This window comes from Marinomonas sp. CT5 (assembly GCF_018336975.1).
Lineage (GTDB): Bacteria > Pseudomonadota > Gammaproteobacteria > Pseudomonadales > Marinomonadaceae > Marinomonas.
The window spans coordinates 635,353-647,968 of sequence record NZ_CP025572.1; the positions used below are offsets into that span (position 1 = coordinate 635,353).

General features: G+C 42.1%; 12 protein-coding genes and 1 pseudogene. 4 read left to right on the plus strand and 9 right to left on the minus strand.

Translation table 11 applies throughout. The features are described 5' to 3' along the window. Nucleotides 1–118 precede the first annotated feature (118 nt). Together typA and dtd are read left to right on the plus strand one after the other, a co-directional pair. Complete coding sequence (gene typA, locus C0J08_RS03060; protein WP_212654667.1) at nt 119–1,939, plus strand: translational GTPase TypA; 1,821 nt, start codon at nt 119–121, stop codon at nt 1,937–1,939. A 144-nt stretch (nt 1,940–2,083) separates the two neighbouring features. Next, nucleotides 2,084–2,518 (plus strand): D-aminoacyl-tRNA deacylase, encoded by a 435-nt coding sequence (gene dtd, locus C0J08_RS03065; RefSeq protein WP_212654668.1) that lies wholly within the window; start codon nt 2,084–2,086, stop codon nt 2,516–2,518. On the opposite strand, the gene lhpI is transcribed toward dtd, so the two are convergent. From lhpI to C0J08_RS03110, 9 genes are all read right to left on the minus strand, one after another. Beyond that, complete coding sequence (gene lhpI, locus C0J08_RS03070; protein WP_212654669.1) at nt 2,515–3,477, minus strand: bifunctional Delta(1)-pyrroline-2-carboxylate/Delta(1)-piperideine-2-carboxylate reductase; 963 nt, start codon at nt 3,475–3,477, stop codon at nt 2,515–2,517. The two genes, dtd and lhpI, sit on opposite strands and share 4 nt — an antisense overlap. 182 nt (nt 3,478–3,659) lie before the next feature. After that, nucleotides 3,660–4,433 (minus strand): twin-arginine translocase subunit TatC, encoded by a 774-nt coding sequence (tatC, locus tag C0J08_RS03075; protein ID WP_212654670.1) that lies wholly within the window; start codon nt 4,431–4,433, stop codon nt 3,660–3,662. 36 nt (nt 4,434–4,469) lie between these two features. Then, the gene (gene tatB, locus C0J08_RS03080) at nt 4,470–4,901 is read right to left on the minus strand and encodes a Sec-independent protein translocase protein TatB (RefSeq protein ID WP_212654671.1); all 432 of its coding nucleotides are present in this window, start codon (nt 4,899–4,901) and stop codon (nt 4,470–4,472) included. Between the two features lie 3 nt (nt 4,902–4,904). After that, nucleotides 4,905–5,123, minus strand: coding sequence for a Sec-independent protein translocase subunit TatA (gene tatA / locus C0J08_RS03085; RefSeq protein WP_212654672.1), 219 nt, complete (start codon nt 5,121–5,123; stop codon nt 4,905–4,907). Between the two features lie 15 nt (nt 5,124–5,138). After that, complete coding sequence (locus tag C0J08_RS03090; protein WP_212654673.1) at nt 5,139–5,471, minus strand: phosphoribosyl-ATP diphosphatase; 333 nt, start codon at nt 5,469–5,471, stop codon at nt 5,139–5,141. Nucleotides 5,472–5,487: 16 nt separating this feature from the next. Then, a complete protein-coding gene (gene ubiB / locus C0J08_RS03095; RefSeq protein ID WP_212654674.1) occupies nt 5,488–7,131 on the minus strand; it encodes a ubiquinone biosynthesis regulatory protein kinase UbiB in 1,644 nt (547 codons plus the stop codon). A 2-nt stretch (nt 7,132–7,133) separates the two neighbouring features. Further along, nucleotides 7,134–7,889 (minus strand): bifunctional demethylmenaquinone methyltransferase/2-methoxy-6-polyprenyl-1,4-benzoquinol methylase UbiE, encoded by a 756-nt coding sequence (gene ubiE, locus C0J08_RS03100; RefSeq protein ID WP_212654675.1) that lies wholly within the window; start codon nt 7,887–7,889, stop codon nt 7,134–7,136. Nucleotides 7,890–8,040: 151 nt separating this feature from the next. Then, nucleotides 8,041–9,567 carry a GGDEF domain-containing protein gene (locus C0J08_RS03105; RefSeq protein WP_212654676.1) on the minus strand — a complete coding sequence of 509 codons (1,527 nt, stop codon included), beginning with the start codon at nt 9,565–9,567 and terminating at the stop codon, nt 8,041–8,043. A 13-nt stretch (nt 9,568–9,580) separates the two neighbouring features. Continuing rightward, nucleotides 9,581–10,204, minus strand: coding sequence for a thiol:disulfide interchange protein DsbA/DsbL (locus C0J08_RS03110; RefSeq protein ID WP_212654677.1), 624 nt, complete (start codon nt 10,202–10,204; stop codon nt 9,581–9,583). Nucleotides 10,205–10,529: 325 nt separating this feature from the next. On the opposite strand from C0J08_RS03110, the gene yihA reads away from it, so the two are divergent. Together yihA and C0J08_RS03120 are read left to right on the plus strand one after the other, a co-directional pair. After that, complete coding sequence (gene yihA, locus C0J08_RS03115; RefSeq protein WP_212654678.1) at nt 10,530–11,174, plus strand: ribosome biogenesis GTP-binding protein YihA/YsxC; 645 nt, start codon at nt 10,530–10,532, stop codon at nt 11,172–11,174. 142 nt (nt 11,175–11,316) lie between these two features. Next, a pseudogene (locus C0J08_RS03120) lies at nt 11,317–12,616 on the plus strand (IS1182 family transposase); the annotation flags it as partial.

The window sequence follows — 12,616 nt, forward strand, 5'->3', positions numbered from 1 at the left end:
AAGGGTACAATTGCGCGAATTTTACCCCGCACCAAGATCCGAGACGCTTGAAGAGCATGCCTGCCTAAATCAAGTGGCGGTATATCTTTTTGCTCACGCTAAATGCAGAGAACTATAAATGTCTAATGATATCAGTAAATTACGTAACGTAGCTATTATTGCTCACGTTGACCATGGTAAAACTACCTTGGTAGATCAGTTATTAAGCCAATCAGGTACGCTAGATCGTAAAGATCTTGGTTCAGAGCGAATCATGGACTCTAACGACCAAGAAAAAGAGCGTGGTATTACCATTTTGGCGAAAAACACGTCAATTATGTGGAACGATTACCGTATCAATATCGTAGATACACCTGGACACGCTGACTTCGGTGGTGAAGTAGAACGTGTATTGTCCATGGTTGACTCTGTATTGTTGTTGGTTGATGCAGTGGATGGCCCAATGCCACAAACCCGCTTTGTAACATCGAAAGCGTTTGAGCGTGGCCTTCGTCCGATTGTTGTTATTAATAAAATTGACCGTCCTGGTGCCCGTCCTGATTGGGTTATGGATCAAGTATTTGATCTTTTTGATAGCCTTGGCGCGACTGAAGAGCAGTTAGATTTCCCTGTTATTTATGCATCTGCAATTAATGGTATTTCTGGTGATGATCCAGATAACATGGCAGAAGACATGACGCCGCTTTATCAGATGATTGTTGATAGTGTGCCGGCTCCAGACGTTGACCCAGAAGGTATGTTTCAAATGCAGGTTTCTGCATTGGATTATGATGCTTATGTTGGTGTTATCGGTATCGGTCGTATCAGTCGTGGTAGTTTGTCTCCTAATCAACAGGTTGTTGTTAAATCTGCTGATGGCAAAGAGCGTAAAGGTAAAGTCCTTAATGTTAAGGGTTACCATGGTCTAGCTCGTGTTGATACAGATAAAGCATCGGCTGGTGATATCGTTTGTATCACTGGTATCGATGGTTTAAGCATTTCTGACACACTGTGTAACCCTGAGTGTGTTGAAGCTTTACCACCTCTGACGGTTGATGAGCCAACTGTTAGCATGACTTTCATGGTGAACGATTCTCCGTTTGCTGGGAAAGAAGGTAAATTCATTACGACACGTAATATCGCAGACCGTCTTGAGCGTGAGCTTATTCATAACGTAGCGTTGCGCGTTCGCCAAGGCGAGACTCCGGATAAATTTATTGTATCTGGACGTGGTGAACTTCATCTTTCTGTACTAATTGAAAATATGCGTCGTGAAGGCTTTGAGATGGGGGTTTCTCGTCCTGAAGTGGTTCAAAAGATTGTTGATGGAAAAGTACAAGAGCCTTATGAGTTAGTGGTTATCGATGTTGAAGAGCAGCATCAAGGTTCTATTATGGAAGAACTTGGCTTGCGTAAAGCTGAGTTGACTAATATGGAACCAGATAATAAGGGACGTGTACGTCTTGAGTTTATGACGCCTTCTCGCGGTTTGATTGGTTTCCGTGGTTTGTTCCTGACCCTAACTTCTGGTTCCGGCATTATGACCAGTGTATTTGATCATTATGGTCCGGTAAAAGAAGGTGATGTTCATGGTCGTCAAAACGGTGTATTGATTAGTATGTTGACTGGTAAGACAGCAGCTTATGCTTTGTATAATTTGCAAAGCCGCGGCCGTATGTTCCTTGGTCATGCAGTAGATATTTATGAAGGCCAAATTATTGGTATTCATTCTCGTGATAACGATTTGTCTGTTAACCCTGTTAAAGGTAAGCAGTTAACAAACGTACGCGCATCTGGTACGGATGAGGCTTTGACCTTAACTCCGCCTATTCGTCATACTCTTGAGCAAGCGCTTGAGTTTATTGAAGATGATGAGTTGGTAGAAGTAACACCAGAAAGTATTCGTATTCGTAAGAAATTACTAACCGAAAACGAGCGTAAACGTGCTGGTCGTAAGTAATCGCTATTCTTCAATAGAGCAGCAGCAAGTGAATTCATAATGTTGAATTCGTGAGCGACAAAAGCGCCTTCGGGCGCTTTTGTTTTTTCTGGTGTTTGTTAAAGTCGCCAGTCTGATATTGGATTAATACGATAAGGGAGAAAGATGAAGGTCTTAATACAAAGAGCGATAAATGCAAAGGTGGTTGTTGATGACGAAACAATCGGTGCAATTGATTATGGCCAATTGGTCTTGGTTGGTATTGAGAAAGGCGACACGGAGTTTGATACACAGAGGCTTGCCGATAAACTTTTGAAGTATCGAATGTTTAGTGATGAAGAAGGCAAAATGAATTTAAATGTTCAGCAAGTGGCTGGTGGCATTTTGCTAGTCTCGCAATTTACGTTAGCCGCTGAGACGAAGAAAGGCTTGCGTCCAGGCTTTTCCACCGCGGCCATTCCTGAAGAAGGAGAGCGGTTATTTAATGATTTCGTTGACAAGGTGCGTGCTCAATACAGTAAAGTTGAAACGGGGCGTTTTGGTGCTGATATGAAAGTTTCTTTTACCAATGACGGCCCGGTAACTTTTATGTTGGATTAGCTGGACTTGCTTGAACTATTGAGTAACTGATGCACATGATAGGCGCTGGCGACATCGGCGAGCGCTGTGCCAACGGATTTAAATAACGTTGTCTGGCTGTTGTTTAGTCTGCCTTTTACTTTCCCTGAACATAGTTCAGACAGCTCGCCTTTAATGTGATTTTCTTCAATGCAGTTCTCTTCTAGTGGAATCAAAATATCACCCGCTTCGTTTAATACATTTAGACGACTGTCTACGATGACATGCGACATCTTAACGGTTGCAGAGTCGCATTCTCGACATGTAGGGTGGTGATTGCCGACTAGATCTATATGAGTGCCCGCCGCTAACGAGGCGCTGCTGAATAAGGGAGTTGGACTTCCTGTGGCGCAGCTTACAATGTCTACACCCGTAATAACCTCCTCATAGTCGAAGCAAATTTGTACATTGATATCGGAGCGATTGGCTAAAATACGCTGCTGAACTTTGCGCATTTTTTCTTTCGAACGACCATGCACATAAATTGTGCGAATTGGTCTGATACTGGCGTGGGCAAGAGCCATGTAGGGTGCCAACTCCCCTGTTCCGAACAAAAGTAATGAACTGGCATCCTCTCTTGCCATATAGCTGGCCGCCAGTGCGGATACCGCCGCAGTTCGCCAATAGGTCAGGCTTGTACCATCGACAAGTGCTAAAGGCGCTCCTGTATCGCGAGAAAAAAGTAATACTTGTGCCGCAACGGTTAATAATCCCTTTTGAGGGTTTTCTGGATAGTGAGTGAAAGACTTTACACCCAAAACATCGTTTGTCCATGCAGGCAGAACGGCAAAGGTATCGTGTTTATCTGCGGAACCGCCAGGTAGCGGGTACATCTGTCTTTGTGGCATACCAAAATTTTGTTGGAAAGCACTTTGTATGGCTGGAATTAGTGTTTCAAAGCTTAGGGTTTGCGCTACGGTATTGGCATTTATTATCTGCATATCTAAACTTCTCCAACAGAAATGGCGATGTAATTGTAATTTGCGGCGAGAGTCAGAATAGCATTACGGTGACAATGGATGAAGTAAGATACTGGTTTTGTTGTTTAAAAATAAGCACAAACTAAAAGCGCTCATTTCTAAAAAAATGAGCATTCTTTTGTATGTTTTAAAATGATTGGTTGTTAGATAGTCTGAGAGCTTTCACTTTCAGGTTTTTCTTCGCTCCCATCAACCACAACTTTTACCGTACGACCAGCAATAAGTCCTAGTTCAAATAGCATCCACATCGGAATGGCAAGCAAGGTCTGTGAGAAAATATCGGGTGGCGTTATCAACATACCTACTACAAAACAGCCTAGGAAAATATAAGGACGCTTTTTGGATAGTGCGGCAACGGTAGTGACGCCTGCTTTAATCAGTAGGTAGGTGGCAACAGGGATCTCAAAGGTGACTCCGAAAGCAAAGAATAACTTCAAGACAAAATTCAGGTAATTATTAATGTCTGTCATTACGGTAACTTCGCCAGGCCCTACAGTAGTAAAAAAACCAAAAATCAGTGGTAAAACAACGAAATAAGCGAACAGAACGCCAGCATAAAAGAGGAAGATGCTGGAAATTAATAGAGGAATTGCAATTTGTTTTTCGTTTTTATACAAGGCGGGAGCAATAAAAGACCACGCTTGAAATAGGGTATATGGAACCGATATTAATACTGAGACAGCAAAGGTTAGTTTAAGAGGGGCGAGAAACGGTGACGCTACCTCTGTTGCGATTAATGAGCTTCCAGTGGGTAGCAATAAGCGTAATGGCTCAGAAACAATTAAGTATAAGTCGTTAGCAAAAGAATATAAGCCAATAAAGAGAATTAATATGGCTAGGACACACTTCAGTAAACGGTTTCTTAGCTCGATAAGATGAGCAACCAATGGGGCTTGATTAGAAGAATCTGTACTCATAATGCGTCACATGTCCGCGTATAGTTTAAATAAGAATTAGGTTCGAGACGTTGTTGTTTCGGTGGTTTTGTTAATGTCATCCGCCAGAGGTTCAGTAGAGTCCATTTTATGTGTCTCTGCGACTTCGTCTTTTTTGGGTGGTGGAACTTCGGCAGAGTCTTGGATGTTTTCCATTGGTGATTCAATTTCATTCCCATCGTTTTGATGATCTTTAGGTAGAGGGGCGATGGTGTTTTGGATCGCTTGACCTTCTTTTAAAAGGCGTTGGTTGGTTGCGTTAATTTTTTGCTGTAGTTCTTCGTGATCCAGTTGTGCGTTAATCTCTCTCTGTACTGAATTGATGCTACGGCGAATTTTGCGAACCCATAGTCCAGCTGTTTTTGCGGCATGGGGCAAGCGTTCTGGTCCAAGAATTAAAAGACCAACTACGAACACTACAAGCAGTTCAGAAAAGCCAATGTCGAACACAGATTAGGCGCTCTTATCGTCTTTTTTTGTTTCAGCATCAATGACTTTATGCTGAGCCGTTTTTTCATCCTCAGTTTTGTCATCTTTGTCTACGGCTTCTTTAAAACCTTTTACAGCGCCGCCTAGGTCAGAACCAAGGTTTTTAAGTTTCTTAGTGCCAAAAATAAGAACTAAAATAGCCAAAACAATTAATAATTGCCAAATACTGATTCCACCTAACATGAATTACTCCTGGTGTTATTTTGTACGGCTGGCCTTTTCTTCTAGGCCAGACAAATTAAATCTGCGTGCTAGCTCATCAAGTATAGCATCTGGGCCAATATCTAAATGAGATAACATAACAAGTGTGTGAAACCATAAATCAGCGGTTTCATAAATCAAATCTGATTTATCGCCTGAGATCACAGCATCTTTTGCTGCGATAATCGTTTCAATGCTTTCTTCACCTACTTTTTCTAGGATCTTATTTAATCCTTTTGCATGTAGGCTCGCAACATAAGAAGAATCTGCTGCTGCGGTTTTGCGCTGTTCTAGTGTGGCGGCGAGTTCAGCCAATACATCTGATTTCATTATAGTCTCTCAAAGGTTACGGTTTTAAGACAAGTAGATATAAACCTACAAAAAACAGTCCCAAAGTAGTGATGTCTGCGTCTCTTATATGTGACATAGAAGTTGGGTCAGTAATAATCCAAGCCGCCCCTAAACTCAATATACCAAGCACACGGAAAGGAAGATTTTGTCTATTCTTTTTCAGTTCCTTACCAAGTTCCTTGATGGTTTTTGTTTGCGCTTCCATACGCTCTTCTTGGTGCGACATTTGTGATAGCGCTGTGAAGACTAAATTAGGAATCTGGGGGAGCTGACCTGCCCATTGAGGGGCTTGCTTGCGCACCTCTTCCATGACGCGCTTTGGCCCCATTTGCTCTCGCATCCAGCGTTCAAGGAAAGGCTTCGCTGTTACCCAGAGGTCTAGGTCTGGATAAAGTTGGCGACCTAAGCCTTCTATATTTAATAGGGTTTTTTCCAACAAGACTAATTGAGGCTGAACTTCCATATTAAACCGACGAGCGGTTTGGAATAAACCAATAAGCACTTGGCCAAAAGAAATATCTTTAAGTGGTTTGGCAAACATAGGCTCACAAACACTGCGGATAGCCGATTCAAAAGCATGCACTGGTGTGCCTTTAGGAACCCAGCCGCTCTCAACGTGAAGTTCTGCTACCATGCGATAATCACGTTGAAAAAAAGCTAACAAGTTGCGTGCTAAGTAGCTCTTATCTGCATCATCTAGGCTACCCATAATGGCGCAGTCAATGGCTATATATTTCGGCTTTTGAGGATTGCTAACGTCAACAAATATATTGCCTGGGTGCATGTCTGCATGGAAAAAACTGTGTGAAAACACTTGAGTGAAAAATATTTCAACACCTCGTTCGGCTAGACATTTCATGTCCACATTAGCCTTGTTTAATGCTGCTATATCAGCAACTGGAATACCTGAAATACGTTCCATTACCATGACATTTCGATGGCTAAAATCCCAGTAGACTTGTGGCACATATAGCAAATCAGAATCAGTAAAATTACGTTGTAATAGTCCTGTGTTGCCAGCTTCTTTAGCAAGATCTAGCTCATCTAGTATCGTGTACTCGTAGTCTGTTACGACTTCAACAGGCCTTAAGCGACGACCATCAGCACTTAAATTAGCGATCATATGCGCTAAGGTGTAGAGCAAGCTAATGTCTTTGCTAATGGTTCTTTCAATCTTTGGTCGAATAACCTTGACTACCACATCTTCGCCAGAGTGAAGTTTGGCTGTATGAACTTGCGCAATGGAAGCAGAAGCTAAGGGCGTGGATGAGAATTCAGCAAACAGTTCAGATACCGGCGCTTGCAGATCTCTTTCAATAATAGCTTGAGCAACATGGCCAGGAAACGCTGGAACTTTATCCTGTAGCCGTGCGAGTTCATCAGCAATATCATCGTCTAATAAGTCACGGCGAGTGGACAAGATTTGCCCAAATTTAACAAAGATAGGACCTAAAGATTCAAGAGCAAGGCGAAGACGCTCGCCCTTGTTTTTGCTGGCCTGCTTTCTTCCGACTAAACAAATAAGGCCAAGCGTATAGCGAAGATACCAAGGCAGTAAATTTAGCGGAATAAATACATCGAGTCGGAAGCGCACAACAGTATAAATTATGCGTATTAAGCGGAAACTACTGGTGAACATAGTTAAAATTTAAATCCTTTATGGAGCGCAACGATGCCGCCAGTTAAATTTTGGTAGCTAGTACGTTCGAATCCTACTTCGTCCATCATGCCTTTTAACGTTTCTTGGTCTGGGTGCATGCGAATTGATTCAGCAAGATAACGGTAGCTTTCAGAGTCATTTGCGATCAGTTTGCCCATTGCTGGTAGCAAACGGAAAGAATACTGGTCGTAGACCTGAGATAAAAGTTCTGATTCCGGTTTGGAGAACTCTAGCACCAATAAACGACCACCGGGTTTAAGAACTCGGTACATAGAAGCAAGTGCTTTGGACTTGTCGGTGACATTGCGTAAGCCAAAGGCGATAGTAATACAGTCGAAGGTATCATCTGGGAAAGGTAGTGCTTCCGCATTGGCTTGGACAAATTTGACGTTGCCTACAATGCCTTGATTGGCCAATTTATCACGGCCTACTTTTAGCATAGAATCATTTATATCTGCTAAGATAACCTGTCCTTCAGAACCAACAAGGCGTGAGAATTTAACGGTTAAATCGCCTGTGCCTCCTGCAATATCAAGGACACAGTTTCCTGCTCTAACACCAGATTGACTAATTGTGTGTCGCTTCCATAGACGATGAATACCACCTGACATTAAATCATTCATAATGTCGTATTTTGCTGCTACGGAGTGAAAAACTTGTGCTACGGCTTTAACTTTTTCATCGGTTGGGATCTCTTTGAAGCCAAAGTCGGTAGTTTGTTTCTGATCGTCTTGCATAAACTATTTCATCCTAGTGGCGGCATCGCGCGCCGTTATCTATATTAAAAAGCTAAATTTGATAGCTCTATCAATGTTTTGACAGCGTTGCTTTATATGTAGGTGGCTATTGTAACTGTGTCAGCAAGCCGCGGGTACTGCTTTATTTATTCTATTTTTCTGCCATTACTCTATTCCTGCCTGATTCTTTGGCTAAATAAAGCTGTTTGTCGGCTCTAGAGAATAAAGATTCTGGATCTTCTTGTGGGTGTAATTCTGCAATACCAATCGATACTGAAATAGAGACTGGCTCACCTTGCATGTTAAAAGGGGTTTTAGCAACGGCTAAGCGAATGGCTTCCGCGCGTTCAGTCGCTTGCTTTAACGATGTGTCAGGAAAGACGATAACAAATTCTTCACCGCCATAGCGGAAGATTAAGTCTTGTTTTGCTAAGACATTGCGAATTTGTTTAGGTACTAAACGCAGCACTTTGTCACCAGCTAAGTGTCCCCACGTATCATTTACGTTCTTAAAAAGATCGATATCGCAGACCGCTAGACAAATTGTTTTCTGCGTCTTCTGTGTAATTTTACATAATGGCAAAATGGCATCTTGATATGCTGTGCGATTGGGTAAATCGGTTAGCGAATCTGTCATCGCTTGAGCAAGTTTCTCTTGTAATAATGAGCGTAAGGAGACAGTGTCTTTTTCCATTCGTGTTACTTTATTTTTCAGTAACGTAATAGATTGAGTGGCGTGCTTTTCTTGCTCTAGCATTTTTTTACGATAGTCTGTCATAGAACTAGAAATGCTTGTTAAACGTTCATTAATGAGTGTTTTTAAAACGTCTAAATCATCTGCTTCTTTTACTGCATTCGAAGTATCTGTGACTTGTTTTTGTAATGACGTATTAAAACCTTCTCGACTCTCGGATAATGATTTTTGCGACTGATAACTGCTTGAGATAGAGCTATTGATGCTAGCCAGTTGTTTATTTAGTTGATTGAGATAATTGGTTAAATTCTCTTGGGTTTTGCCAATAGCGATCATAATTAGATTAATCACTTCATCGAGCAAACCTGGTAGCTGTTGGAGGTTGGAGTTACCTAATAAAGCTCTTTTCAAGTCAACAATATCTTCATCATAGTGAGATGGAAGGGATAGATTACTGATGAGGCCAGTAAGGGTATGGCTAATTTGCGCCATGATTTCATGGTCATTTTGTTGAGACTTTGTTTCTAAATCACGATTAAATAATCGTTTTAAAAATGAACTTCTAGGTTGATGGGATTCGGCTTGGTTTAAAGTTTTTTCGGCAAGTGCTAGGTAACTTTTTAGTAAATGCGGCCATTGCGAAGAAGATTGCCAATGTAAACGAATTTGTGATTCCAGCTGTTTTTTTTCATTTTGAGGTACTTTTTTGCTTTCTTGCTTCTCTAGCAGATCTATTAATTCTTGTAGAGTGCTTCTTACCAACTTCGCTCGGTTAGCTTGGGCTTGATCGCTTTGAATTAATAGCGGTTCTGCGTTATTGAGTGCGTCTTGTATTTCCTGAGCGTTTGCTCCCTTGTTAATCGCCTGACGTATTTGGCGAACAACAGAATCAAGTTCAGGGTCATTTCCTTCGGCCAGCATGCTGGTTCTGGAAACGGCTTTGCGTAACACTTCAATTAGCTTGTCACTAGATGATTCCGTCATATCGCCTCATTTTTTATTTTTTCTGACGTTCTTTTTCGATTAGAAAGTCAACTACTTTGTAGATGTTTTCATTGCCATTGGCGGTTTCAGCGCTGACAAGGTATTTACCGTTTACGATCAGGCCAGGTACGCCTCTAGCACCGTAAGCACGAATTTTTGCATCGGCTTGGCTAAGGCGGCTGTTGACTGCAAAGGAGTTGTACTGTTTGTGGAATTCATCTTCACTGACACCGTAGTTTGCAAAGAAAGCGGCGAGCGCGTCTTCTGAGTTTAGACGACGGTGTTCTACATGGATAGCGTTAAACAGATCGGCACGGATCTTATCTTCTATGCCTAATAAGTCGGCTACATAAAAAGCTTTAGCATGAGCTAGCCAACCACGACCAAAGACAGCAGGCAAGAATTTAAAGTCAACATCGCTTGGCAGGTCTTTTTTCCAAGCTTGAGTAATCGGTTCTAATTTGTAGCAATGAGGGCAGCCATACCAGAAAATTTCAGTGACTTCGATTTTGCTTGGATCACTTGTGCGAACGGGCGTTTTGATCGTTGTATAGCCGTTTCCGTCGCTGTATTCCGCTGCCGCGGCTGTCAGTGGAATGAGAAGAGAAAGTATGAGTGCTGAAAACAGCTTGGTCATGATGGCTCCTAGTCGAATCAATGGTTTTATTCGTGTCATAAACATATCTGTACATCATGCACAGATTTACAACAGAATACGATTCCATCAAAGACTTAAGGTTCTAATTTTCCAGTAAGTTTACACAAAACTTACACAAGTAAGGTCTGTTTTTGAGCCATTATTTGTCTCGTTTTGTAATTCCTCGTTTCAATTGTGTTCATTTACCTAGATTAGGGGCAGGCAATTGAGTTTAACATGGTATGTTTTTGTGTTTGCTGGCATTATATACAGCAATTGAAATATCCCTGAATACAAATCCGAATCTATTGACGAATATCAACTTATGACACCTTTTGACTCCACGTTCCAATCCGCGCATTTTATTAAAAGTGCTGAGAAGCTTTCCCAATGTCCTTTAGACCAAGGTGTCGAAGTTGCGTTTGCAGGTCGATCAAATGCAGGTAAATCTACGGCACTGAATACCTTGACGAACCAAAAAAAATTAGCGAGAACGTCAAAAACACCTGGTCGAACTCAGTTGATCAATTGTTTTGGTTTGAATGTAGAAGATCGCCGTCTAATTGACCTTCCAGGATACGGCTTTGCCAAAGTACCCATTGCCATGAAAAAAGTCTGGCAAGCTCACATGCAAGATTATTTGATGAATCGTCGTTCTCTTGCAGGAGTGGTGCTGGTGATGGATATTCGCCATCCATTAAAAGAGTTCGATCAGATGATGCTAGATTGGGCACAATCTAATGGTATGAAAGTTCATGTGCTGTTAACGAAATCTGATAAGTTAAAACGCGGCCCAGCAAAGTCCAGCATGTTGGCGGTTCAACGCGTGTTAAAAAACCTTGGTGTTGATGGTTCTGTTCAGACTTTCTCTTCTTTGAGTGGTGATGGGGTTGATACATTACGCACGAAATTAGCAGAGTGGTTAGTGCTTGATAATCTTGAAGAGATTCCGGTTTCGCCAAATGCATAATAGAAACCTTAATCGCGAGGTTTGTGTTTATGACGTCGAGACAAAATTTCTTAGATTTTAAGAACAAAAAAGCCTCTGCACGAGGCTTACAGACTGCTGATAAAGTCCTCGCCATTCGGCGGGGATTTTTTATAATAACGGCATGCTTAAAGAACGCCCCCAAACCCAGTCTACTTTAGAGTTTGTTTCTATCGACGAACTCGTTCCGAGTGATCATCTTCTTCGTAAGATTGATCGAATTATTGATTTTTCCTTTCTACATGATCTTGTGAAGGATTTTTATTGCGCGGATAACGGTCGTCCCGCTCTCGATCCTACTCTCATGTTTAAGCTGCTGTTTATTGGTTATCTTTTTGGCATCCGTAGTGAACGTCAGTTGATTCGAGAGGTTCAAGTGAATGTCGCTTATCGTTGGTTCTTAGGCTTAGGCCTGACCGACAAAGTACCTGATGCCTCAACTTTGAGTGCGAACCGCACACGTCGTTTTAAGGAATCAGACATTTATCAAAAGATCTTTGATGAGATCGTACTCCAGGCTATAAAACGCAAGTTAGTTGGCGGACACACCTTTTATACCGATTCAACACACCTTAAAGCCAATGCGAACAAAAAGCATTTTGAAAAAGTAGTGGTTGAACAGTCCCGACAGGCGTATATGGATGAGCTCGATAAGGCGATTGAGGAGGATCGAATTGTTCATGGAAAAAAGCCTTTACCACCTGAAAAAAACAAGGTGGAGAGTCGTGAAATCAAGCAGAGTACAACGGACCCAGAAAGTGGTTATATGGTGCGTGACACCAAACCCAAAGGGTTCTTTTACCTAGATCACCGAACAGTTGATGCACGTTGCAATATTATTACTGACGTACACGTCACCGCAGGCAATGTCCACGATGCGGTCCCTTATTTAGAACGCTTGGACCGAATCAAAGAGCGCTTTCAATTTTTCATCACATCGGTCTGGGGTACTTTACCTCGGCCGTTTGTCATGGGTTAGAAGAACGACATATCTATGCCGTGATGGGCTATCGTCGTCCTAATCACAAGAAAGGCTTCTTCTATAAACGCGAATACAAGTACGACAGGGCGCAAGATGTCTACCAATGTCCACAAGGTGAAAAACTCATTTACAAAACCACTTCCCGAGAAGGTTACCGTCACTACGACTCAGATAGCCTGATCTGTGCGAACTGTCCAGAAAAGCACCGCTGCACTACAAACCAAAAATCGGTCAAAACCATTACACGACATGTTTGGGAGGACAGCAAAGAACGCATCAATGCCCATCGGCTAACCCCATTAGGCAAAGTCATTTATGCGAGACGAAAGGAAACCGTGGAACGAAGTTTTGCCGACGCAAAAGAGCTACATGGCTATCGATATGCACGATTTCGAGGAAAAGATAAAGTAGCTTCTCAATTTCTATTAACGGCCGCCGCCCA

Excerpts from the sequence above, each read along its gene's own strand:
- C0J08_RS03090 (WP_212654673.1), bottom strand. The coding sequence starts at position 5,471 with ATGAAATCAGATGTATTGGCTGAACTCGCCGCCACACTAGAACAGCGC.
- dtd (WP_212654668.1), top strand. The coding sequence starts at position 2,084 with ATGAAGGTCTTAATACAAAGAGCGATAAATGCAAAGGTGGTTGTTGAT.
- tatC (WP_212654670.1), bottom strand. The coding sequence starts at position 4,433 with ATGAGTACAGATTCTTCTAATCAAGCCCCATTGGTTGCTCATCTTATC.
- C0J08_RS03105 (WP_212654676.1), bottom strand. The coding sequence starts at position 9,567 with ATGACGGAATCATCTAGTGACAAGCTAATTGAAGTGTTACGCAAAGCC.
- tatA (WP_212654672.1), bottom strand. The coding sequence starts at position 5,123 with ATGTTAGGTGGAATCAGTATTTGGCAATTATTAATTGTTTTGGCTATT.
- yihA (WP_212654678.1), top strand. The coding sequence starts at position 10,530 with ATGACACCTTTTGACTCCACGTTCCAATCCGCGCATTTTATTAAAAGT.
- ubiE (WP_212654675.1), bottom strand. The coding sequence starts at position 7,889 with ATGCAAGACGATCAGAAACAAACTACCGACTTTGGCTTCAAAGAGATC.
- ubiB (WP_212654674.1), bottom strand. The coding sequence starts at position 7,131 with ATGTTCACCAGTAGTTTCCGCTTAATACGCATAATTTATACTGTTGTG.
- typA (WP_212654667.1), top strand. The coding sequence starts at position 119 with ATGTCTAATGATATCAGTAAATTACGTAACGTAGCTATTATTGCTCAC.
- lhpI (WP_212654669.1), bottom strand. The coding sequence starts at position 3,477 with ATGCAGATAATAAATGCCAATACCGTAGCGCAAACCCTAAGCTTTGAA.
- C0J08_RS03110 (WP_212654677.1), bottom strand. The coding sequence starts at position 10,204 with ATGACCAAGCTGTTTTCAGCACTCATACTTTCTCTTCTCATTCCACTG.